This window comes from Flavobacterium sp., assembly GCF_052437795.1.
Lineage (GTDB): Bacteria > Bacteroidota > Bacteroidia > Flavobacteriales > Flavobacteriaceae > Flavobacterium.
This window is the reverse complement of record NZ_JBQVPA010000003.1, coordinates 332,637-357,149: the sequence shown is the minus strand read 5'-3', so window position 1 is coordinate 357,149 and position 24,513 is coordinate 332,637. Positions and strand designations below refer to the sequence as shown.

Sequence of the window (24,513 nt, the reverse complement as noted above, 5' to 3'; positions counted from 1 at the left end):
CGGTCATTTCGGTTTTTGCTGTACTGTTTCCCCCGAACTGCGAACACCAGCGGCGTATGCCCTTATTTTGCTGGTGCTGGCGTGTTCTTTTTGGTGGTTTTACAGGTTTTCAAGTTGCTGGGTCAAATCCTGCTTTACCCGTGCCTTCAATTTCTCAAGGTTATCCCAATAGCTTACCACATACTTAAAGCCTGTGTTGGCCGTGCCTTCAACCGCCTGTATGTATTCCAGTTCCTGCAATAGCTGGAAATATTTAAATACCGTGGTCTTTGCAAGGTTGGTATGCTGGCGTATCTCAATCTGTTTGAATTTACAGGTGGTGCCAGTCGGTTGTGCCTTTACAAAATCCTTCAACTTTTCAAAGAACTGGCGGGTACTGCCGTCCAGTTCATCCACTTTCAGCAGGATGGCGTTAAAGAATATTTCAGTAGCCATTTTTACATCGCCCTTTGTGGCAACCAATCGGCCCTTATCGTCAGTCTTTCGCTGGTATTGGTGCAAAAGGGTTATCTGGCTGATAAAATCCTGATACTGTTCGTTAAGCCGTCGTAGCATCTTGGCATCCAATGGCAAGGTTATCTTGTCGGCAAAGGGGTTTACCACGTGGTACTTATTTAAAACCCTCATACAGTTCCTCAATAGTTGCTTTGCCTCATGCTCTGTTTCGGTATCGACAATCCCCGCCCGCTTTCTGTTCTGCCGTTCAATGATGCGCTGGGTCTGGTCGGTGCTTTCATCAATGCCCTGCATTATGGAGCGGCTGGCGTTGTCAAGGTAAATCTCCGCTTTGGTGGTAGCTACAAGGCTGGCAAAGTTGGCGTTTACCACCTTTTGCTTTGTCCTCATATTGCCTTGCCTGTCTTTGACAACGGTAGAGCTTCCCAGCCTCTTATTGCTTTGGGCTTCCCTAAATGCATACTGCGCCTCTTCATCCAGCCCGTCAAAATCCTGAATGATTACCAACTTATCTGTAAGGTCCTTTTCTCCGTGATTGTAAAGGGCTTTGGGCGTTATCCTTGTCATGTCCAATACATCTTCCTGCGGCATGCATTGGGCTATAGCATTAATCAGGTGCGATTTGCCGCCCCCCGAAGTTCCCTGTACCATCCCGTGAAGTGTATTATGGAATTTGTAGCTGGAACTGATTACAAAAAGGCTTATCCTGTTGGTTTCTTCCCCGACAATGCCTGACTGCTCTAACAGCTTGTCAATGTCTTTTATTAATCGGGGATTGGATAGGAACTCCACCGCTTTTTCTGCCGCCTTTGGTGTAAGTTCCTTTTCTGAATACTTGTCCGTTATCGGGTTCGCATCTGCTTCAAAGAGGCTTTCCCTATATTGTTCTAACAGGTCGGCCAGTAGTATCAGGTCGGCTTCCAACAGGTTGAAATCCATGCCCTGATTTTCATTAAGCTGCTGGCACTGGTATTGTACGCTGGTAAAGTCGAACAAATCCGCTTTTATTCGGTGCTTTCGCTCGGTATCGTTGTCAACGATGCTTAACGATACCTTCATACTCCCCAAATCGTTCGGCAGGTAGCCAATCACAAAATACTGTGCAGCCTTGCCAATAAATTTTATTTTTTGTTCTGAAATGATTTCAAGCTGGGCGGATTGGGACGCTTTCTTTTCGTAGCCGTTAATCAGTTCGGTAACGCCTTCCGTGCCGTATAGTAACCAAAGGTTGTTTAGGTTGTTGCCGTCTTCCAGTTGGACGGTATTTATCTGTACATTGGGCTGTATTGCCTGTAATTGCGGGTATAGGTTTTCCATAATTTTTTAATACTTGATGATGATGATTTCCTCCAATTCTTTGAGGGTTTGGATGGCTTCCAAATGCTGGGGCAACAGTTCCCCGTTGTGCAATGCCATTACCGCTTCCCGTTGGTCAAGTGCCTTGGACTGCAACAGGCTTGCGGCATCCATCAGGGTCGGTGTTAGGAACAGCCTTTTGGTGCTGGTGTGCGGGTAGCTGGGATAAACGCCTTTACCGTTCAGGTAGTCTTCCTGTGGGGTAGCCATATCAAACCTGAATGCATAGTAGTTCACTATCTGGCCCGCCTTGTCCATTAGTGGGAATATCAGCCCGTACCGACCAAATACGGTGTAAGCGGTCATTGAACTATCTCTTACACCCATATCGCTTTTTACCAACAATCCCAACTGTTCATAATGGTCTTTGACTTCTTGGGTGTCCCGATGGTGGAATTGGCCGCTGTTGAAGCCTATCCGCAGGCTGTTATAGTCAAGGCCAATGCTTTTCAGGTATTGCTTTGGCTTTTCGGCTTTGCCGTTCCTAATGCCCGTTTCAAAGGACTGGAAGAGTTGGTTAAGGTCTTTCATAGGTCATAATTTTTAAGCATAAAAATCCTGCTTCGGGTATTGCACCGAATTTTTTGTTGTCGTTAAATGTTGGTATTTGCGGGCCTAAAAGCTACATCCCACCGCAAGGATATAAGGAAGTTTGGACATCCGCCAGCTTTTTATCCATTTTCTTCCCTGTTGTATTCATAAATTATTGGTTCTTTTTTAAACCTGCTGATTATCATCTCATTGACAAGGCAAAATTACGCATAGAAAACCACATAAAAAAGCCTGTGCCGATTTGGGTAATTTTTCACGCAACAGGATTATATCCTTATTTTTATAGGGTTTATGCTATATATTTGTAGCGAAAAAAAAATAATAAATCCCGATTTATGGCAAAAATCACGCAGGACGTTGCGGGCCTATTAACCTTTGACGATTTAATGGCTAACTCTTTAAAGGAAGGGAGTACAGGTTTCAAAGAATTGGCTGTAAGGCGGGTGTTATTATTGATTTCACTTAGTGCGGGGCTTGATATGTCTTCTGTTTTCAGGCTAAAATGGAAAGACTTGTTAAGCCTCGGTTCGGAGAACGATGCTATTGTCAAAGATGAATTGATTGTCCGTAAGTATAGTATTGCCATACATCCAAAAGCGAAACAGCAGATTTCTGACACTTACGCTTTAGTGGGATTTCCTGAGCGGGACACATTAATAATCTCGCAATTGGGTAAAGATGCTAATGATTTGGATAAACTGCCAGGGCTTATACTAATGATTAATAATTCAAACAGGCATAAATTCCTGAATGTCATAAATGAGTATCTGGAAAAATGTGATTTTAATACCTATACGCAGGTTTGTTTTGGCAGGAAAGTATTTCAGGTTATGGGTTATACCACTGAAACCTGCAGGGCATTAAAACAGCACCTTGGGTTTAGGTCAAATCAGGCCCTTTTCGATTTTTTAGGTTACAGTTCAAAAGAGGAAATTGTGTACAGGCTGCATCATATTAATCTGGATTGCAAAGCCCCCCTTGAGTTCAAGGATAAAAATTTCAATGATGGGCTTACAAAGACAGGAGAACCAAAGCATCCATTCCAGAAATTCACGGCATTTTCAAAGTTCCTTCTGACGTGTAAAACCTATTATAGCGAAACTGTAACTAACAGTATTTACTTACTGTTGTGGCTAAGCCTGTACAATGGTGTGCGGCCATCGACATTGATACGCCTTAAATGGAAACATATAATGGATGTAGATAAAAGGCAGTCAACCATTGGGGTTTGTGATTGGACTATATTTGAGGGTTATACCATCAAGATTGGAAAAGAATTACGGGATAAGCTATTGTACCATTTTGAGATTTCCGCAGAAAAAACTATGCGGGATGCACTGGAGCCGAAAGACGACAGGTATAAGGCTGAACGAAAGGTTATATATAGAAGTCTCCCAGACTTCGACACCCCAGTTTTCATTATGAATAGTGGCAACGCTATTACCCAGCCGAGCCTGTCCCGTGAAATTAAAAAGGCATTACAGCAAATGGGATTTCCGCATGCAGATAAATTTACTTCCAAATCTACAGCTATAATGTATGGCAGGAGGGTACTTGAAATTAAGGGAAACCACAAGCCCACCATCCAAAAATTAAAGGAACACTTTAATTTTAAGAGTGCCGAGCAATTATTCGACTTCCTATACCTTGATTACAATAAAGATGGGGTGGTATTTAAGAGTGGTAGAATGAGAAAGACTATGTTTGAGGAAGTACTATACGACATTTAGGGTCGTGACAGCCCTATCATACAGCCTTTTTACACTGGTGGAATTATGCTTTTTACCCTGCGAAGTTCCAAAATTCAACTGGTTAAGCGCATCGGCAATCTTATCATAGCTTAGCCCTTTACCACGATACTCTACAATAAGGGCCGTAGCTTGTACATTAGCCTTGTTGCTTGCCGCTTTCTCTTTAATAACCTTTATTCCCTTCTCTTTGGCTTCATCGGTCAGGTTTTCGGGTGTACCCAACTTACAACCACGTCTCTTTTTCTCGGCCAAAGCATTTTTCGTGCGCTCCGATATTAGTTTACCTTCCATCTCCGCCAGGGCGGCATACAGATGTATTGTGAAGTTGGTAGCCTGTGGTAAATCACAAGCTACGAACTCAACGCCAGCTTCCATTAAGGAACTCACAAAAAATACATTTCTTGCAAGGCGGTCAATCTTGGCGATTACCAGCACAGCATTATTTTGTTTTGCAAATTCGATAGCCTTATAAATCTCAGTCCTCCTCCTTTTGGATGTACCTGTTTCAATTTCCGTGAACTGGTTTAGTAAAACCCCATCATTATTACCGATGTAATTTTCAACCATTGTCCTTTGGGCTTCCAGACCTAAACCTGACTTACCCTGCTCTGACGTACTCACTCGAAAATAGGCTACAAACTTTTTCATATATGGCTTTTTAAATAATCCAGCGGATTCTAAACGGATGTCTAAGGTCCGCTGGATATGCCACGAGGATAAGAGGAAATTCTTTCCTGTGCAAGTTTTTTCAATTTTTTTTAATCGGGAAGCCCCGCCAATAGGGCGTTCCTTGAAATTGTTCCGTTTACCCCACGGCAAAATCAGTCTTTTCCCCATGTCGCAAATATTTATCAATAAAGGTAAATATGAGCCAAAATGAAAAAGAAGGAATTAATGTGTTTTCCCTGTTTGATGGGATAAGCTGTGCAAGGCTCGCCCTGGAGAAGGCGGGCATTAAAATCAATAAGTATTACAGTTCAGAGATTGACAAATCCGCATTGAAAATACAAGAGCATCACTATGGCAGTGACCCCAAATTCATCCAATTAGGAGATGTTAGGAATATCAAAGGCTTAGATTTGGCCGATGAAATTGATTTGGTGGTGATGGGGAGTCCCTGTACAAATCTTTCTTCGATTAACCCGATTGACAGACGTGGCCTTGAGGGGAGTGAATCCAAGCTGTTCTATGAAGCTATTAGGATTATTAAGGAAATATTTATTTTTCAACCGTATCACAAAAAATTATATTTCCTAATGGAAAATGTGGCAAGTATGAAGGCAGTTGACAGGGACAAGATAACCGAGGAGCTTAGCAACATCTTTGAAGATGAAGTACAGCTGTTGAAAATAGATTCGGCATTATTGGCACCAGCGCACCGCAGGAGGCTTTACTGGACAAATATTCCTAATGTGAGCGTTCCTGAACCTGTCGGGTTGAATTATGCCGATATATTGGAAAACGGTTATGTGGACCGTGACAAGGCCAATGTATTGCTTTCAGGGAATGTTACGTTAACAAATGGCTTGTTGAGGCACTTTAAAATGAGCATTGGCAATATTATATATAAGGACAAGGATTTTGCCGAGCTGTCAACTGAGGAAAAATTACTGAGGTATCCCCAGATATTAGCCAATTCAGGGTATCAGGGAAAAGCCCGTGATATTAAGAATGATTTGGATTTTCCTAATGGCTGTTACAGGCATCCGACTATCAGGGAATATTCAAGAATGATGACCATTCCCGATAATTATGTGGATGGTGTTTCTGGTGTTTCAAAGACCGAAAAGCAAAAGACGTTAGGCTTAGCTTTTACAGTCGATGTGGTTGCCCACTTGTTTCAGGGCTTAAAATAAGCCAATAAAAAAGAGCCGATCCCCGGCTCTTTTTTACTGATGTGAGTTGTAATTTAGTTTTGAAACCTGCCGAAATACATGTGCAAATCATCTTCCTCATAATTGGATGTAGCTTGAAGTGCAGACGGTACAGGGGTTAATATCGTCTCATTTTTATCGTTTGACACATAAATGTAGGCATAACCGCTTCGCCCTCCCTTACTATGGAACCTGATAACCGTAGTTTGGCCCTTTGGCATATGGTTAGGTTCAAAATCTTCATATTCGGCGATTTGTCGGGCAAGGTATGAAGGTATGCTATCGGTAACAATCTCCCAACTTCCAGCGAAACTTTTGAAATTGCCTTTGGAAAAACCAACGGTATTATTATAGATTTCCTCACCTTCGGAAGAACTGGCTTTCCAATTTAGTTCTGAGGTATAAGTACCATTGCAATTTAATATTGTAAGGTACTCTTTCCGCATATCCATTTCTTTTTTATAATCCGCACTTGTAAACTCTTTTCCGCAAAATAGCTGTGGTGAGTTTTTTCTTTGGCTGCTGTCGGTTTCATCACCGCCTGTTACAGCTTTGGTGCATTTGTAAGCACCGAAGGCCAAGCATAGAACGGTAAAGGCCATTAACAATTTCATGCCGAACGATGTTTTGTTAGTATCTGCCATGATGTTAGAATTTACGGATTGGTACTACATATAGGGTTTGGTCCTTCTGCACTTCAAAAGTCCAGTTATTAAATTCTGTGGTTGCTGAATTAACTGAAAAATCCGTGTTCCAAGCCCTTGTATAATTGCCGCCTTGCGATGATGACCAATGGTTATTTACTTCAATATCCAAATCCCAATGGCTGCGGAAGTGGTTGTAAAGGGCTACCAACTCATCTTTGCTTGGTAAGAACCAGTCATTTTTACCGCCTTGCTCATGGTCAGCGCACCTTTTGGCAGCATAGTTTCCGTTACCAATTGTACTAACTATTAAAGCTGTGTTAGCCTCTCCTGTACCTATTGCTGTACCCAGCCCCGATATATCCTTGGCATCATAGAGATTTGCCACATCTTCCCATTTTATTAAGCCTAGGTTATTGCCAACTTCATAGCCATGCCCATCGGCATCAAGGTAAAAGACAATGCCGCCTCCAGGGCCAGTATCGCCAATTTCAAAAGTAGTGTCGGGGTTGCTATCGGGGCCGCCGTCATTAACGGGTGAACTGTCATCGCCTGAACAGGCGGTTAACGATAATACAAATGCCAGCATGACCGAACCGAATAATTGTTTTTTCATTGGTTGATATTTTTAAGGTTACAGCCGCAAACATAATATATTTTTACAAATTACCTACGCATGTATCATGAAACATGCGCTATTGAATGTTATTTACAAGGATTTTACCTTTATCCAATGCGAGAAAGGAAATCAGAAATACCAGAAAATATTAAGATTGTAGCAAGAAATATAAAAGACCATATTAACAACAATGGCCTAAAAATTAGTGATGTTGCTATCAAAGCCCAAATTGATACAGAAACCTTCCGCAGATATATTGGAAGCCAAGAAGGCCATCCGTCAATAATAATGGGTACAGATAAGTTAATCCGTATTGCGTTGGCTTTAGGATTGGAAGACTATAATGAACTATTTAACGGCGTTAAATTACCCACCAAATAATCTTTTCTTATTATCCTTTATAATTGCCGACAATTCCTTAAATTCCTTCTTACTTACCCTATCCATTTTTATAATTAGGGGGAGATGCAAAGGCTCACTGGCAAGTATTTTTTTTAGCTGGTCAACCGTTAATAAAATTTTCATATTTCCTTTTAATATAAATAGTTTGCCGTGGGGAAATCCTCCAAAATTGGCTGAAAAATATTCCTGGAATTTTTCGGTCCACTCCGAGTTGGTGCACAGCTTAGTCTAAAAAAGCTATATGTAAGCGAGGAAACGCCAACGGCATTTTCCATTTTCAATCAAAAATCGGACCCCAGGGAGGGAGGACCCGCACACCATTCTGTATAATCGTTTCAAACAGGGTTAAAATCGAGGGTTTTGATTTTAATATTCCTATTTTCAGGTGCTAATCAAATGCCCTCAAGGAACGGTTAAAGGTGTGTATTATGACCTTACAGACAATTATTATACAATACTATAGCGCAATATTAGCTTACATTAACGCTATATTAATCTCTTATCATATATAACTTACTTACCTACCTACCAATCCTAATTACATCTAACTATCCTATCATATATGTTACGTAATATAATAGTAGTAAATATTGAAAAGAACCAATGAAATAAGGTAGTTACAGAGATTGGCAATAATGATGTCATGCTCAATTTGCGCTAATTATAAAAATCTAAGATAAATCTACAAACAGCTATTGACTGTAAAAATAAAATTGCGTATATTATATGAAATGAGAATAAACTCTTTAAAATTCTTGGTTGCTGGGGAGTAATTACCCCAGCTGCTTCTACCAAGCAAAACAAGGGAAGGAATAAGCACCAGCATCTGTTTGGTGGGTGAATAGAAGTATAACCAAAATGTTTACTGAAAATGACGAGTTTATCGCCCTCTCTGGCGATACCGAGGATATAAGCATCCTCCAAAATGATTACAACCTCTCTGAATTGGCCATAGTGTTCCCAGATGTCAATTCTATCCTTATCCCGAAGAAAGCCCGTTACAACCTTTCTAAATACGTCCCGAAGGACCTTCTGAAAGAAATAGACTCTAACGTTGATACCGCCGTTGAAAAGTGTCTTGTGCTACTCTCAAACCTTGCCAGTACCTATTATACAGAAGACCCTTGGAAGGCTTTAAACTCAATTATACTGCATGAGCAAACCAAGACCAGCAACAACAACTTTATATATAAAAAGATTGTCGGGTTGCTTGAAGCAGGTACTAAAACAGGTGCATTTATAGAGGTAGGCGATTCTTATGGGGTCGGTATTCAATCTAAAAAATACCGTCTAACTGAACAATACCTCAAAGCGGGCCTTACCGAATACCTTATCAAAGATAAGGGTATCATTGCAACAAGGAACCGCCTGTTTTACCAGCAGTTGGCCAATGCTATGTCAAACCCAATCTGTAGCAACTTAGTAAAGTTATACCCGAAGATTGAACTGCCAACATCAAAGGAACTTTTGGCTATTGGTAAAAGGCTTGTGGACGAAAAGCGAACCACTAAGAAGGGTAAAGTACTAACCATGCGCAACAAGCATAAGAATGATTATTGGAATGACTGGCAAAACCGCAGTTTTGTAGAGGATAATATCAAGCTGTTTGAGTTCCTGACGGGCCGAGGGTTTATGATACCAACCGCTGGCGATGAAAGGAGCGGTGGCCGAGTAGTTGACAGCTTTACCCTAATGCCAGCGTGGATAAGGGAACAGATAACCATTGACGGCAGGAAGTTAACGGAATGCGATTATACCGCATTACACCCCAATATAGCCATCAAACTGTACGGCGGCAATGAAAGTTATATCACACACCAAAAGGTAGCCGAAAAGGCTTCTATTGACTTGAAAGCCGTTAAGGTCGACCACCTAAAGTTTTTCAATATGAAATGGGTTGAGATGAAGAAATCCCCATTATATAAGTACTACTCCCAAAATGAGCCAAAGATGCTTGAGGGCATTCGGAATGATAAAAAAGAGAATGGTTATAAGGTTACTTCCCGAAGGATGTTCAAAGCCGAAGTTGGGATAATGACCAATGTAATAAAAGAACTCAACCAAAAGGGAGTTGAGGTGCTATATGTTTATGATGCGCTGGTATGCGAGGAAAAAGACAGGGACACAGTAGCCCATACAATGAACAGGGCAATACTTGAACATGGGGTAAAAACTTCTGTAAAAGTTGAGGGGAATACCATCAGCAATGCCTTCACTACCAAATTCCGATTAGAGGATGAAGTAAACCTTTACGAATTATTACCCGAGCTGTCTTTCTCCGTTCAGGAAAGCATGGCTATTATCGACGGGTTAAACAAGGCAAAGGTCTCGATGAAAGAGTTGGTAATGTACATCGGCCACCAAAGGAAACAACAACTGTACAATGATTATAGCGGTGTTCCAATTACACCCGAACGGATAAACCTTTTGAGGAATATAATAGCTGCATAAAAATGGGATGATCCACCATCTCCCCGCCGGGGAGATGGTGGATCATCCTATATAATAGCCTAATTATTTCTTTTATAAAGAAAGCTGGCGCGGGAGAACTGGATTATTTACCTTCATGGCAAACAATAAGAAACCATGACAGATAACACACAAAACTTAAACGGATTACCAACTGATAACTCACCCAGCACTCAACTCAAATACGATATAGTTGCCAGTAAATTTATGGCTGGTATTGAGAGCCACCAACGACGCAATGCACCCGCACCGTCTCCTATGGGTGCCTTTGGATTGGTTGGAGCAGTTTTGCAGGGTGTGGTAGCTTTGGTGGTGATTGGGCGGGGCTTTGGCGTGGTGGGTTTGGAAAAGGTTATAAAACAACAAAGACAGCCATGCGGCTGCCTCTGCTTCTTATATCTAAATTTAAACCCTGTTAATTTTTAGATGTTTACAAAGCTATACAGCAAATACCTAATCTGATACATTGCCTCTAAAACGCCGTGTAATAGAAATACCATAAAAATTGGGTATTTTCTTTTGCCAATCTTTTAGTAACAATACCGCTACAATACTATCTATTGATGAAATTAGTCCTACAATAAAACATAACGCTTTGAATACGTGAGTTGTGTTCAAAAATATTTCAATTAAATATAATGTCAACACAATTATCCATACTTTACTAAAAAATGTTGATGGTACACCAAATCGCTTAAATTTAAAATAACTACATATTAAAAGAATTACTTTAAGAATGAGCAATAAAAAAAACATATAATCAACAATAAATCCATTTGGCATCAAAGCGATTACAATGAAAGGCCACCATGCTATATAATTTAATAGGCTTGTAAAATCTGAATCATCTTTTTTATATGAATAGATTAAATTTCCTACAAGACAAATAACCATTAAAATGCCATAATTTTCAATTGATGTCTTAAATATGGTTATTAGAATAGCTATACTAACTGGTATAATTCTCAATAAATATTTCATTTTTTTATTTATTAGGTACTAGGAGATTGTCTATATCTTTACCTGGATTGCTTTTTTCTATTTCTTTTTGTTTTGAAGAAGGCCAGTAATTGCCAAAACTTAAACCGAAAGGGCCATCATTACTAACCTCTCCATTATTTAATCCTGCTGCATCTAAAGCTTCTGTCGCTACTGTAGTACAGTTAGTGTTAAATCCGAAACCATTATCAACAGTTTCCTTTGCCGCTTTTTTCATTTTTTCATCCTGTGCTTTTGTGGTTTTTATTCTATAACCTTGGTCATAACGCTGCTTAATATTTCCATCGCTATCCTTCTCGGATGTTTGTGTACCATTTTTATCATCATAATCAGCTTTAAATGTGTTATGTTCCGAATTAGTAAAATCCTCCAATGTTGTAAATTGGGCAGTTGTTTGCTGGTCATTATCAGTACCTGTAACATCTCCATCAAGGGAATAATAAGTCCAACCATTTTTATCATCTCCAATTAAAACGGCCTGGTGACCTGAATAATGATTTTCTTGAGATGATTGTGATAAAACTATTATATCATCATTTTCAATCGCCATCATTCCATCAGGGTCAACAAACCTCATCGGGTTATTATAACAATACGTATAAGGCGACCATCGTCTGCTTGTCTCCGCCAGCGGATCAATATTCATCCATCTACCAATCGCAGGGTCATAATTCCTTGCGCCGTAATCGTACATGTTAAGCCCCAGTTCGTCCTGCAATTCTTTGCCGTTGTACTTATAATTATACTTCAGCTTGCTGGTAGGATCCAAGGCAGGTAAAAGTACAACGCTGCCACCCTGGTTTTGGTACTCGTACTCCTCCATGTTGTAATTCAGGTGCTTGAGTCCAAAAGGATAATAATGGCTTTCATCTTTTATGATTGCCTCCCCATTCCTGCCTGCATAATTTACCCGCACATTACCCAAATGGTCCTTGTACTGGTAGACATAGTTGAATTCCATTGTTCCTGCAGATCCGCCCGGGGTACAATCCACGTAGCCTTCCGCCGTAGGGAAAAACTGCAGGACGCTTTTTTTGTAGTGGTAGCCGCCAAGATAATCTATGATCACTACGGTGGTGCCATCTGTAACGGTCTTTTTCAGCTTTGCGCCCGCCGCATTGTAAAGGTAATTAATTTTTTTGGTCGTACCTCCAAACTGTATCTCTGCCGGCAGGTTCAGGTGATTATAGCTTATAGCGGTAATACCTTTATTTTTATCCTCCTTCATGTTCCCGTAGACATCATAGCTATAATCATTATCAGTATTGGATCCGTCCCTAAAACCCTGCGGGCTGTTTTGGCTGTCTGCCACTTTCATCAATTGGTTACCTGTGTAGGTATAGGCCAAATTATCAATTTCTACTACGAAATTCGGGTCGTCCAGCCCACCGTTACGATTCAATGTCAATATGTTGCCATTCTTGTCATAGCTTGCCATTTCATTGTAGCTGTTGTTCAATTGTATCGCGGCATCTGGTTTTTGGTAGTAAGATCCCGTCAGCCTGTTTTGATGGTCATACTCATAACTGTACTTACGCCGGTTAAAGTCATTGCCGCTGCGCCAGTAGGTTTCCGAAATGTTACCATTATAGAGCGGCTTTACACCACCCACAACATCGGTAACCGTATTGTAGCTTATCCTGAAGGCGAACAGATCATTTTCTACAGAGTTGGGTGGCACATCAATATTATTTATATCCGTCAGCCATCCCCTTACATTGTATTTATAGTCTACCTTTTGATAATAGGCTGCTGCTGTGGTGTCACCCCCGCCTACTTTTTTGTTTTTCAGCTGTCCCAGCTCGGTATATACATTAAACGACATCAGCTCGGCATTAAGGCTGTTTATCTGGTGTGTGTGGGTCAATAGCCTGTCCTGATCTGTATAGGTAAACTCTTCACGTGTTACCAATTCGTTATCCGCCGTGACGCGCTTGTGGCGGGTAACGGTATGTTGCGGGGTGCCGTCAAAATCCATTTTTGTATCTGTTTCAGTGTATCCACCCAGATAATTGTCCGTATGGCTGCGCAATGGCCTGCCTTTTGTATCGTACAGGGTGTAGGTAACATCGGCTAAAATTTCGGAAGGGGCAGTAAGCGCCCTTACCCATGTCCCTGTGGCCAGGCCCCTGCAAAAGGTACGCACGCTTTCTCCTTCCACCGAAGGCGGAAGCGTAGCGGGAGCCCCCTGCCAGGCATAGTCGTCATAATAAGTAATGGTAAGGAGTTTGAACTCCGAAGGAAGTACACCCGGCTTATAATTGATATCCACCCCATCTACCTGCTGGTCCTGACGGCCTGTATTTTTCACAATGGCAGCTTGTTGAAGGATATTACGGGCAGCGCTATTGATGGTTGCCTGGGGTGCCCATCCGGTAAGGGCAACCCGCCCAAATGCATCATAGTAGGTATGCAGCCATCCGGTAGCGCCATCACCAAAAGGCGAGAGGGCAGGGCCCGTGGCAACAACCCTGTCTAAAGGGTCATATACAATATACTCCCACTGCTTGCCGGGAAGTTTCTTTTCAACCAGCCTGTTGCGGGCATCATATTTGTACTGGTAGCCGTATACATTGGCATTGCCATTGGCAAAAGACCCCTCACATGTTGGGGGAAGTACGTAAGTTAGGTTCCCAAACTGGTCATACAAGTAATAGGTATCATACTTAACACCATTGTTAAAAGTTCTTTTAACAAGTACCTGCCCTTCGGTATTTTTAAATTCTTCTGTAGTATTGTTCTTTAATGCCAGTGTCATTCCGGTATATACAATACCGGTTTTATTCTCGTCCTGCGTTATGGTCTTGTAAACTTTTCCCCTCGGGAAGTTCCCATCAGATACATAAGCAATGTCATATAGCTGTGTAGTGTTGTTCCATGTGGCCACGGCACGCAACTTTTTTATGAGGTCATCTACGTTAGCGGTATTTACCTGGTAGGCAAATTTAATGGAGTGATCGTTGGCGTTAGTGTCATCCATCGCCCACGGGTCACCCGGTGCCGTAGTCCTCAATATACGGTTTAGCGGCGAGGCCTCATACAGGGTACGACTGTACGGATTGCCGGTATGTTCGATGTCAGTTGCCGAACTGTAATAGCCAAATGTCCCGGCCTTTGCCCCGTCAGTATATGAAAGGTCGGCGGTACTCGCCGGATACGGCAAGTATTCCCGTTGTGTGCGGTTGTATTTGTCATACTCCATGTGGGTCACAATGTCCTTTCCTGTAGCAGATGCCTTACCCACAACCTGTTGCACTGGTCTTCCAAGCCCGTCCACATAGGTTACTGATGCCTGTGCCTTGGAAGCATCACTTTCTTCAGTTGGTTGTTTGTATACATAGGTACGCACATAATTTTGTGTACTGGTTTGCGCCAATACCATTACAGGAAACATCTGTAACAGATATAATAGTTTTTTCATGTCTCTATATTTTTAATTGCCATTCGGTTAGTCTGTATGTCAGGAAGATCAAACCTGAACTCTAAGTACTGAACCTGTTAAGGCGTCCTGTAGTGATATTTGTTTTCGGAGAGTAGTTTATTACCTTGGTCTCTTACTTCTTTGAGGCGCAACATTTCGTCATACTCATATTTTGTTATGTAGCCTTTTGGATCCGTAATACTTTTTACACCAATTAACGGGTCATACGTATAAGTAGTCACCATTATATTAGGCATTGAGGTACGAAGGGCATTTATAGCCTCGAGATCAGCTTCGCTGTAATTGTCACGTATGTTATCAACCGATGTCCCTAACACTGTCGCCAGCTGCTCGTAAGTAGCATTTTCGATCATTGCAATAGGCTGGGTTTTGTTGTATCCCCAGATATAAGATATTGGTATCCCGTTTTCCTGCCTCACCTGCAAAGGATTACTCCAAGCATCATACTTCTCGAAATGCACCTTGTTTTCCAATGGCCAGTCTCCTTTGGCAGCTTGTACGGTTACCGGAAGATAGGATACATTGCCCGGATTGGTATTGGAATAAAGCATTTTTTGAGAACTGATCAAAACACCATTTTTCCTGGTCTCTATAGTATTTATACTGGATAGATTATTATTGTTAGGCCAATCATAATAGCTGTAGTCATTCCTTATCTTTTCAATATTTCCGTTAGAATTATAGGTCTCAGTCTCGTGCCAGGCAATTCGTTTGTTGGTTGGATTGTAATCAAAAGTTTCTTTAGTTACGATGTTGCCTTGAAGTGCATTTGCACTCGTATAGAAATACTCATTAGTTTCTTTGCTTGTTAGCTTAACCCAACCGAAATTTTCTTTTACTTCAGGATATCCTATAAAATCAGCGGGGAGGCCACATTGTCGGGGACAAAGAAGTCCGGTAGGATCTGCGGTTTGTAGACAACCTGATGCGGTTGAATAGTAACTGTTAAAATTACTATAAAAATACATGAATTTGCAAGGAATTATTGTGTTAACTTTAAATCCTGAAACATAAGAGCCTTCTTCTTTACTATAGCCATAGGTAGTTAGGGACAAACGATTATTATTTTCTCCGTAATGATCCTCCATTTCAAGTAATCCACGCTTATAGTCCCAATTTTGAGATACGGTATATGGTGATGCACTATCATTGTAATACTCGGGATGGTCAATTGCTGATGTATATGTGAACTGCGATCGCCCGTTGCCGGTTTCAGATACTTTAACGTTTTTATAACCGACATCGCTACCTTTTGTTTTTAGCGGATTCAAGCGGTTCATACTTGAATATTTTACTGCAGATATTTCAAATATCCTATATGATATCATGCCGCTCATGACTCTTTTTATCTCAATTTCTTTTGCTACACTTTCGACAAAGTAAGGGCGTGGAAAGACAAGAGAACCGCTACTTTTCAGTGCGTTACCAAAAAACCTGTAATCATAGTCCTTCTGTTTTGCGGGGTTGAGGTCACCTTGGAACATGAGTCCGTCATAATATTGCCGCGATACATTGCCATCGGTAAAGTATCCAATATTTTTGATCCGTACACCACCCCCGTGAAGGTATTGGAAGTTATTGGTGTTCCTGTAACGAATATATGCTTTGATTGATCCGGAACCTGCAACTTCGCTGTTTAACCAATGAAAAGTGATTCTATATTCCCCTGGCGGCAGTTCAAGTTCCGGGGTGTAGCAGCCTGTATTATCCATACAGTTTATACCCCGTTGATTTCCCCACTGTCCATTTGGAAGCTTTTCTTCAAGCCAAAATGACCCATAATTACCATCTACCGAATTTGATATCGGCTGGAACGAAACATAGCATGTCCCCATACCAATTAAAGGTAAAGTCTGGGGTGCTGAACTCCCTCCATTACTCTCAAAAGAGAAATTGTCTTCATAATAGTCCCAGTTAAATATATTCTCATCAAAATTATCCAGTGCTAAAGCACCACTATAAGAATAAGTATTGGTCTCAAAATTGAAAACTATGGCACCTCCGGAAGGTAACCTCATTTTTTGTAGCACATCTATCTTACAGTCGGTTGGATTTGTGCTTCTGTGCAAAAATGGCGGCATATAAGGAAGAACATGATTGAGATAACCCCAATAGTCTTTTGTATAACTAATAGTATGATCCGCTTCTACATACTCCAGTTCATAGGACTGCGGAAGAGTGCCTGACCCATCGCTTTCAATGACTTTTCTTAATTTCATTCTGGACTTATCAGGATAACCGGTCATATGTATCATTGAATTAAAATATTCAAGTGTAAAGTTCTTTACAACAGTATTTGGATATGCCCAATTTTTAATTAAGACCTCCGATAGGCGGTAGGTGCCTTCGTTATCTGTATCAGTGCGGTCATTAGTATGTATAAACTGTATTTTTACTTTTCCTTCAACATTGATCTGTTTTATTTTTCTTGTGGATGTATTTCGAAAAGATACACTCGTAGCTAATTTTGGCCCAATTTTTTGAAGTTCGGTCTCATCATCACAATAGTCCAAAATTTCATTTACTACGGTGTAGTTTCTAAGATATGTGTAGCTAGAGGATGCATCCCTAGAAATTTCGGACATAGGTTCTGTTTCTGGGTCATTAAAATCAAATGTCACTATGCATTTGTTATTCGCATCAGTTATGCGGGAAAGATGAAAGGCACTTATATAATTAACCCCAGATTGAAAACTTGACCCATGGATAAATGAAGGTCCAAAATATTGAAATGTGGTATCACCATTATTTTGGCTTGTTTCTTCCAAGATGTCAAAAGTGAAAGTAATATTTTTATCATCTGTAATTAAGAATCTTTTTGTGCTATGATCATATGAAATTAGCAAAACGTTATCGTTATCAAGTTTTATTACTTCATAACTGTTACCATTTTTCTTAATGTAGAATCTTCCGCTATGCCCCATGAAGTTATATTGGTAAAGATCATGTTCCGTATCATATGTGCCCCGTTCTGCCGCTTCCCAAATGAGTTTGTTAAATGTTTCTGTCTGCCCCTCTGTCCATGTTCCTGCAGGCAGGTTAAAAATATCCCTGGATTCATAATAAGGGTTGTTTGAATTATAAATACCCATCATGCCACTTCCCGCATTTACATTCCAGTCATCCGGAAGCCCCCGTACCGTCCTTGAGATAGTTCCTCCGGCAAAAAGGCTCCATCCAAGTCCTGTAAAGCTTGCATCTTCGTCTATTGCTATGCTCGACGGATGATATTTAAGCGAAAGATTAACAGACACATCCTTAGAATGAGTTCCAATATTATAGATCGGGATAGTTATATCAGGAATCCCTACATAATTATCTACCGGCACTTCCTCAAACTTCATCAGCCCTGAAACCGTTGGCGAAGGTGGGAGTACTTTTGGTAATCCATTAGGCATGTCAGGAAGTTGAGGCACTCCTTGAGCCATTAAATTGCAAAAAGCTAAAAGGACAAATATTTTTATGATAGCATTCAATAATCTAAAATGTGAATTTTTCATTGTCTTAGTTCGTTATTTACTTTCCTTTCATTACTTTCACCGAGTCGGTCCCGGCATTTGTTTTTATCTCTATGATGTAGATACCCTCAGAGTACCCTCCAAGGTCAACCGGTATAGTCCTTTGGTTTACAGAAAAAGTCTGCAACATCCTTCCCGAAAGGTCAACTACAGTTGCTGTCCCGGTGGCAAACTCAAAACCAACGATCACGTTGGTATATTGCTGTGTTGGATTAGGTATCGCCTCAAGGAATGACCTCTTTTCCTTCTTCTCTTTTTTATCCTTGTCTTTTAGCTTCACTACCCAAAAGTCGTTGCTGCCCTTTCCGCTGTTACGATCGCGCGATATAGTCCCTTTGGATGTCCCGGCCAATAGGTAGCCCCCATCGCGGGTCTCAACAAGCTTGCGGAGGATGTCCTCGCCACTACTTCCCACTGCTTTTTTCCATAACTCCTCTCCATCGGCCGCGATCTTTATGGCGATGTAATCGTTAATCTCTTTTTTGTCCGATTTTTGGTTCTCATTGATTTCCGTTTGAGCATAACCCCCAAGAAGGAATGTACCGTCGTTGTTCTCTACCAACGACATAAGTACATCAGTCTTACCTGTATTATAAGTTTCCTGCCATGTTATTTCTGCATTTTCATCAAGGCGTATGAGCCAGATATCCGTACCTTTTTTGTTGGATTTGCTTTTGTTGCCCGTAGAGGCAGAGGCTGAATTGCCCCCAAGTATATAGCCCCCATCCTTAGTTTGCTTTACGATGTAAAGATGGTCGTCCTGCTCACCGCCAAAGACTTGTTCCCATTCGGTATTCCCATCTTTGTCGAGTTTTACCACCCAGTAATCGCCCGAGCCATATCCCTGTTCAGATTTATCCTGTGAGGAGGGCGAATTAGAGTGGCCGCCGATAATAAACCCACCATCGCTGGTTTGCTCTATGTTTTCAAGCATATCGGCATACTTGCCGCCCAATATCCTTTGCCACTTCACTTCTCCTTTTTCATTGAGCCTAACCACCCAATAATCCATGTTGCCACGGCAGGCTTCCCATTTACCGTATGGATCCGTGCAGCCTTTAAGTATTTTAGGGCTTACCGGAGATGCTGAAGAGCCTCCGATGATATATCCGCCATCTTTGGTCTGGGCAATACTTTTGAGTATTTCCTGGCCAATGCCGCCAATGGTGCGCTGCCATTCCTCACCACCTTTGGCATTGAGCTTAATGATCCAAAAATCATCTTTGCCACGGCAGGAGTCTTTTTTGTGAATGCCGGGTTGCGAGTTGGATATCCCTCCCAGTATGAACCCGCCATCATTGGTATTGCGGATGCTGTAAAGGATGTCGGAACCAGTACCTCCAAGGTCTTTCTGCCAGTCGAGTTCGCCACCCTCATCCATTTTCCAAATCCAATAGTCCAAATCGCCCTGATTGTCTTCGGTCTTGTTTCCGGATTTAACAGAGAGTGATGCGCCAGCAAGGATAAAGCCATAGTCGGCAGTGGGTTGTGCATCTAAAAGGTAATCGGCCTGCTTTCCTCCATAGGATTTTTCCCAAAGGATATCCTGGGCATAAATCCCGCAAGGACAGATCAAGAGTGTCAAAAAGTAAAGTAAGATTTTATTCATAGTTGGTGGTTTTTGCAAATTTTTAACGTGAAAATATTTTATAAAATTGTCATAAAAAAGTTTTTTTTAATTAAAATACAAATCACGATCCTGTAAACAGAAAATTCATTTCAATCTTTAATTGAGTTAATCATATGATGCATTATCCTATTCAAAGGTTGGGAGGTATTAAAAATATTGAGGTAAATCCGGTTATATCTATGCATATATTATGTCCATAAAATCTTCCGCTTTTAAAATGTAAATTAGACCTATAACAATTCAGCTTTTGAATACAAATATTATTTTTGCGACTTACAAGTTTATTGGCGATTTCCGGAAAAATATTTTTCTTATCCTGTGTATATGTTAACTAGGTATAGAGTGAGATCTTACATTTTCTCCGGTAAAAAGTATATATTTCTCTTTTAGCGGCTTCAGTTCGATACTTCTGCAGTGTGACTCCAGCAAAGCTTCCTACTTTTCCAAAAGTTTAACTTTGACCTGTAGTTCCATAACTTGTTGTTCCGGTATCTTAGGCATTTGCGATGGAGTTTGGGTTTCCCAATCAAGTTACCAAATTTTCTGAGCGAGCTTACAAAGGTAGAGCGCTTGGATACCATATTTCCTTTGGACAGCATGGGTAGAGAGTTCACCGCGTTCAATCTCCTGAACAATCTGCAATTTTAGCGACATACTGTAATCCCGCTGGGTACGCTTTACATAATTTGTTTCTTCTCAAATGATGAAGTTTTATTTATCGCTATTTCAGCACGGGACATATCCATAAAAAAGAAAACCCCTACAGAACGTGCTGCAGGGGTTTTCACCAAACCAACAAATTTATAAAACCAATCCTATTATATTCTTTATTTAGGCAGTAAAGACTTTCGAGGTCCTTAATTGGCCTTTTGAAAAGAAAACCCCCGCAGAAACGTGCTGCGGAAGGGTTTTCAAACAAACCAACCAATTTATAAAACTACCAATTTTATATTTTTATGTTCCTTAGTTAACAAGTACCTTTTTGTTTACTACCTGGCCATTTTCAAGTGTGGCTTTCACGATCACTACCTGGTTCTGTGCGGTAAGTGAAGTAGTTGTAAGTTCCTGAGCGTTCACATTATTGTTCACGTAGATCGCTTTTCCAAGGAGGTCGTACACTACAACAGACTTGATAGCTTCCGGCGATGTTACAGTTACCAGTTTTGCATTTTGGAAGATAACCACTTGCGAAGGTGCAATTACAGGGTTGTCAGTTCCAAGAGCCTCTTCGGCATATACTATCTCAAAACGTGTATCGAAAGTTCCAATTTCAGATGTAAAGCTGTAAGCGCCATTTTTCAGGTTGTGTGTAGTACCGGTAAGGTTATCTTTCACGAATACTGCCTGCTCACCAAGGAAGATCCCATCCATGTGGTCTATTGAGAATTCGAACGTTCCTGCTGCTGCTGTATTAAAGCCCATTGGCACTACATCTTCTGCTGTGAAGGCAGGGCGTCCCTGGATGGCAAGTGACTGGTCAGCAACTACAGAGTAAAGGTTGGTATCACCATCTTTAAAGCTTACACCATCTATACCGTTGTCAATATCAAGAGTAGCTTCGGCCGTGTAGCCTATTACAGCTTGTGTGAACACTGCACCACCTCCGTTAGTAACATTTACCCATATCCTTGAAACTTCTTCTTCTGTTGAAGCCGGTGCTGCGTTCCTGAAGAACTGGTCAGAACTGTTAGCCTTACGCATTTTGTTCGTGAACACAAGGTTTGAAGCGCTTTTTGCTTTTACGATAAAGCCTTGTCCTGTGTTAAGCGTTCCATGAGGGTCAACCGCATAAGCATTCTCTCCACCCGGTGCAGCATTGGCACAGTAAGCAAGCTTGGTAAGTGTAGAGTAGCTTGATCTTGTATAATCATTTGTTTTCCTCCAAAACCATATCGTACCTTCAATGTTGTTGATGTTGGCGTCGATGAACTCACTTACGTTGATCGGTGACGGGTAAGGGTTCCCTACTGCGTTGTAACCGTTTGACGCACCTTCATACACCATTGGGAATGTGATCGTACCGTTGTTTGGTGTTCCCGAGAACAAACCGTTGTATACTGCGGGAGCGGCTGACGGGTGATCGTTCGGTGTACGGATAAGGTAACCTTTTGCAAGTGCGAACGTTGTTGTTGAAGGGCTTGCTACCGGGTTGTACAGGTTAGTGTGTGTATTGTAAGTGTAAAAACGGTTAGTAAGCGTCATTGGCGAGAACTGAAGCAGTGTCTGTGTGCCTGTTACCGGAGATGTCCATAGTGTGTAGTCAAGCCTTTTGATCATTGAGCTGTTCCTTTTGATAGAAGCCGTTCCTGTATTAGATACATTGTTCATTTGTACAAGGTCGCTGTTGCTGTTCATTGTAAGTACACCTCCCTGGGCAATGTCTATCTGGTTTACTACGAAAAGGTTCTTTCCTACCGGCAGTATTATAGAGCCTGTCGCCGTTACTGTTAGTGAGCATGCTTCAACATCTGTTGTTGGTGCGTAGATACCGTTGATGATAACTGCTTTGCTGCTGTCAGGAAGGCCGTTTGACCATGTACCGTCGGCATTGTAAGTTGTAGAGTACTGGCAGCCTGCGCTACCAAATTCGTCAGCTCCTACATAAGGCGCTGTAAGGCTCCTTGTATCTCCGTCGATGTCGTTCGCAATGTTAAGCGCCTGGCCTGCGTTGATGCTCATGTTAGCTACTGCGAATGGTGCAAGGTGAAGGTCAGATGACGATACGAACGTTGGCATTACTGTGGTCGAAGCGCCGTCTTTGCCTGTAGCTGTTTTCCACTGGGCGAACGTTTTGATGTTAGCTACCTGGTAGAAGCTGCCTATCGAGCCCATTTTATCTACAGAATAGTAGTTATTGTTATTCAGCGTTGCAAACGTTGCCTGTCCTGCTGTTGCTACGTAGATGGCAAAGCGTGTGCCGTTAGATGGCTGTGTGTTGATGAACATGTTGTTCCTCACGTCAAGGTTCACTACGTTGTTCTCAATGAAAAGCGCCGAAGATATACCTGCGTTATTGTACTGGCTTTTTGAAAGCTTCACCGTATTATGGTACAGTTTGTAACCTTTTCCTGAGAAGATACCGATACCAAAGCCATTTTGGTTCTCACCACCGTTGCCCGGGCCTATTACATCAAGTATAAAGTTGTTTACTACAGTGATATTAGTATTTGTAGATGTAGACGAAAGGTTGATACCTGCAATTCCTACACCGTTTGCAACTGTTTTTTCAATTTGAGACAGGTTGTTGGCAGAGATAGTACCGTTAGTACTGTTGCCTGCGATCTGGATGCCTGCAAAGCCAAGGTCACCGCTGTTATGGTTCCTGTAAACACCTGTTATCGTATTTTTATTGATCGTAAAACCGTTAAGGTTTGACATGTATACCGCTGTGATGATCCTTTCTTCTGTAGTCGCACCGCCAAAGATGCTTTTTTCAACTACTACATTTTGAAGGGCAGAAGATGCCGCTGTACCGTCAAGGATATAAACACCCTCTTTAACGTTAAGGAAAGTTACATTGCTCACCGTAAGTTTCTTCACTTCAGCAGCCGCAGCACCAATGTTCAGGCTGTTGTTCGCCGATGTATCCTGGCCTACATAAACACCCATTGTGTAAAAGCTATCCCCGTTGGTATAACTTTGCTGAAGTACAGCGTTCTTGATCGTTACGTTCTCAGGAGCGTTAGAGCTTGTAGGGCTTACAAGGTAGATCACAGAGCGGTTCGTGTAAGTAAGCTGTCCGTTGTTATCTATAGTAAGGTTTTTGCCTGTACCGCCTGCTATGTTGCTGCCATCGATGATAATGTTATCGGCACCATTCATTTTAAATACTGCCTGAACCGGCACGGTACCATTTGCGTTGTAAGCGTCGATCCTTGCGTTAACACCTGTGTTAGGACGGATGGTTACTGTGTTCGTTGCACTTGTACCTGTGAACTGGTTAAACGTGATCGGGAAGTTCTCACCAAGTGTATTGTTATATACCGCATCGTTCAAAAGGAACGTTACAGGGCCTTGTACACCTATGCTGTTTACTGCAGCTGCAGCATCAGATATTGTCTTGAAATCGTTGCTTAACGCCTGGCCTATCGTATAAGTGCCTGATAGTGGCTGCGGGGCTGTTACAGTACCCACGATCGTTGGGGGCGTGTGGTTACCATTAGTATGAAGTATCCTCCATGTAGTACCGCCTACCCTGTCAAATACATATATCCTTACAAAAAGGCGCTCTCCGGCCAACACAGGAATGTTCACGTTAACGTCCTTTTGTGTACCAGTGTTGGTAGATACGGCCGGATTTGTAATACCTACTGATACAGATCCCGAGAAATCGGCATTTTTGGAGTAGCGCACTTCAAACCTTTTGTATTCACCCTGGTATTTGAACCTTATTTTAGTTACCGTCATCGAGGCTCCCGTAGTTGGCCTGAAGCTCATTTGGTAATATTTATTGTAATCTGCTACTGTTGCAGCGTCACCCCAACCTGAGGTTTCAAAGCCTTGCCAGTTGGTGTTAAGGCTAACATTGCTGCTTGCGGTAAATTCGTCTGCTGCTACATAGTTGGCTACAACTGTAGGGGCGGTAGACGGCTGGTTGTTGATCACGCCTGTCCATTTAACCAGATCGGTCTGGCTGAAGCCAAGTGCGGGAAGTAATAATAGTAGTATTAAGTAAATTGGTAGTGTTTTCATTTTTGTTACTTATCGGGTCAATCTTATTTTTCTGTTAACTTTCTGAGGCAAAGATAAGCTCCGTTTTAAGATTTATTTAACGGGAAAAACACTTCTTATCTATGCAACT

General features: G+C 41.6%; 16 protein-coding genes. 5 read left to right on the top strand and 11 right to left on the bottom strand.

Annotated elements, in window-relative coordinates:
- Window positions 1-99 precede the first annotated feature (99 nt).
- Both ACT6R0_RS11830 and ACT6R0_RS11825 read right to left on the bottom strand, forming a co-directional pair.
- Window positions 100-1,773, bottom strand: coding sequence for a hypothetical protein (locus ACT6R0_RS11830; protein ID WP_444653594.1), 1,674 nt, complete (start codon window positions 1,771-1,773; stop codon window positions 100-102).
- A gap of 6 nt (window positions 1,774-1,779) precedes the next feature.
- Window positions 1,780-2,343 (bottom strand): hypothetical protein, encoded by a 564-nt coding sequence (locus ACT6R0_RS11825; protein WP_444653592.1) that lies wholly within the window; start codon window positions 2,341-2,343, stop codon window positions 1,780-1,782.
- Between the two features lie 356 nt (window positions 2,344-2,699).
- On the opposite strand from ACT6R0_RS11825, the gene ACT6R0_RS11820 reads away from it, so the two are divergent.
- The gene (locus tag ACT6R0_RS11820) at window positions 2,700-4,094 is read left to right on the top strand and encodes a hypothetical protein (RefSeq protein WP_444653591.1); all 1,395 of its coding nucleotides are present in this window, start codon (window positions 2,700-2,702) and stop codon (window positions 4,092-4,094) included.
- On the opposite strand, the gene ACT6R0_RS11815 is transcribed toward ACT6R0_RS11820, so the two are convergent.
- Window positions 4,080-4,952 carry a recombinase family protein gene (locus ACT6R0_RS11815; protein WP_444653590.1) on the bottom strand — a complete coding sequence of 291 codons (873 nt, stop codon included), beginning with the start codon at window positions 4,950-4,952 and terminating at the stop codon, window positions 4,080-4,082. The two genes, ACT6R0_RS11820 and ACT6R0_RS11815, sit on opposite strands and share 15 nt — an antisense overlap.
- 29 nt (window positions 4,953-4,981) lie before the next feature.
- On the opposite strand from ACT6R0_RS11815, the gene ACT6R0_RS11810 reads away from it, so the two are divergent.
- Window positions 4,982-5,971 (top strand): DNA cytosine methyltransferase, encoded by a 990-nt coding sequence (locus ACT6R0_RS11810; protein WP_444653589.1) that lies wholly within the window; start codon window positions 4,982-4,984, stop codon window positions 5,969-5,971.
- A gap of 53 nt (window positions 5,972-6,024) precedes the next feature.
- On the opposite strand, the gene ACT6R0_RS11805 is transcribed toward ACT6R0_RS11810, so the two are convergent.
- Together ACT6R0_RS11805 and ACT6R0_RS11800 are read right to left on the bottom strand one after the other, a co-directional pair.
- Window positions 6,025-6,603 (bottom strand): hypothetical protein, encoded by a 579-nt coding sequence (locus tag ACT6R0_RS11805; protein ID WP_444667395.1) that lies wholly within the window; start codon window positions 6,601-6,603, stop codon window positions 6,025-6,027.
- 34 nt (window positions 6,604-6,637) lie between these two features.
- A complete protein-coding gene (locus tag ACT6R0_RS11800; RefSeq protein WP_444653587.1) occupies window positions 6,638-7,249 on the bottom strand; it encodes a hypothetical protein in 612 nt (203 codons plus the stop codon).
- Between the two features lie 60 nt (window positions 7,250-7,309).
- On the opposite strand from ACT6R0_RS11800, the gene ACT6R0_RS11795 reads away from it, so the two are divergent.
- The gene (locus tag ACT6R0_RS11795) at window positions 7,310-7,633 is read left to right on the top strand and encodes a hypothetical protein (protein WP_444653585.1); all 324 of its coding nucleotides are present in this window, start codon (window positions 7,310-7,312) and stop codon (window positions 7,631-7,633) included.
- On the opposite strand, the gene ACT6R0_RS11790 is transcribed toward ACT6R0_RS11795, so the two are convergent.
- A complete protein-coding gene (locus ACT6R0_RS11790) occupies window positions 7,619-7,777 on the bottom strand; it encodes a hypothetical protein (protein ID WP_444653584.1) in 159 nt (52 codons plus the stop codon). The two genes, ACT6R0_RS11795 and ACT6R0_RS11790, sit on opposite strands and share 15 nt — an antisense overlap.
- Before the next feature lie 735 nt (window positions 7,778-8,512).
- Between ACT6R0_RS11790 and ACT6R0_RS11785 the strand changes: the two genes are divergently transcribed.
- Both ACT6R0_RS11785 and ACT6R0_RS11780 read left to right on the top strand, forming a co-directional pair.
- Window positions 8,513-10,105: a hypothetical protein gene (locus ACT6R0_RS11785; RefSeq protein WP_444653583.1), complete on the top strand. Its 1,593-nt coding sequence runs from the start codon at window positions 8,513-8,515 to the stop codon at window positions 10,103-10,105.
- A gap of 135 nt (window positions 10,106-10,240) precedes the next feature.
- Window positions 10,241-10,549, top strand: coding sequence for a hypothetical protein (locus ACT6R0_RS11780; protein WP_444653582.1), 309 nt, complete (start codon window positions 10,241-10,243; stop codon window positions 10,547-10,549).
- A gap of 27 nt (window positions 10,550-10,576) precedes the next feature.
- Here ACT6R0_RS11780 and ACT6R0_RS11775 read toward each other — a convergent pair whose 3' ends face one another.
- From ACT6R0_RS11775 to ACT6R0_RS11755, 5 genes are all read right to left on the bottom strand, one after another.
- Window positions 10,577-11,104 carry a hypothetical protein gene (locus ACT6R0_RS11775; RefSeq protein ID WP_444653580.1) on the bottom strand — a complete coding sequence of 176 codons (528 nt, stop codon included), beginning with the start codon at window positions 11,102-11,104 and terminating at the stop codon, window positions 10,577-10,579.
- Window positions 11,105-11,108: 4 nt separating this feature from the next.
- Entirely contained in the window at window positions 11,109-14,543 is a 3,435-nt protein-coding gene (locus tag ACT6R0_RS11770) for a DUF6443 domain-containing protein (RefSeq protein WP_444653579.1), read from the bottom strand.
- A gap of 77 nt (window positions 14,544-14,620) precedes the next feature.
- Complete coding sequence (locus tag ACT6R0_RS11765; protein ID WP_444653578.1) at window positions 14,621-18,064, bottom strand: hypothetical protein; 3,444 nt, start codon at window positions 18,062-18,064, stop codon at window positions 14,621-14,623.
- 16 nt (window positions 18,065-18,080) lie between these two features.
- Window positions 18,081-19,691: a T9SS type A sorting domain-containing protein gene (locus ACT6R0_RS11760; protein ID WP_444653577.1), complete on the bottom strand. Its 1,611-nt coding sequence runs from the start codon at window positions 19,689-19,691 to the stop codon at window positions 18,081-18,083.
- A 984-nt stretch (window positions 19,692-20,675) separates the two neighbouring features.
- On the bottom strand, window positions 20,676-24,404 hold the full coding sequence (locus ACT6R0_RS11755; RefSeq protein WP_444653576.1) for a T9SS sorting signal type C domain-containing protein: 3,729 nt from the start codon (window positions 24,402-24,404) through the stop codon (window positions 20,676-20,678).
- Window positions 24,405-24,513 lie beyond the last annotated feature (109 nt).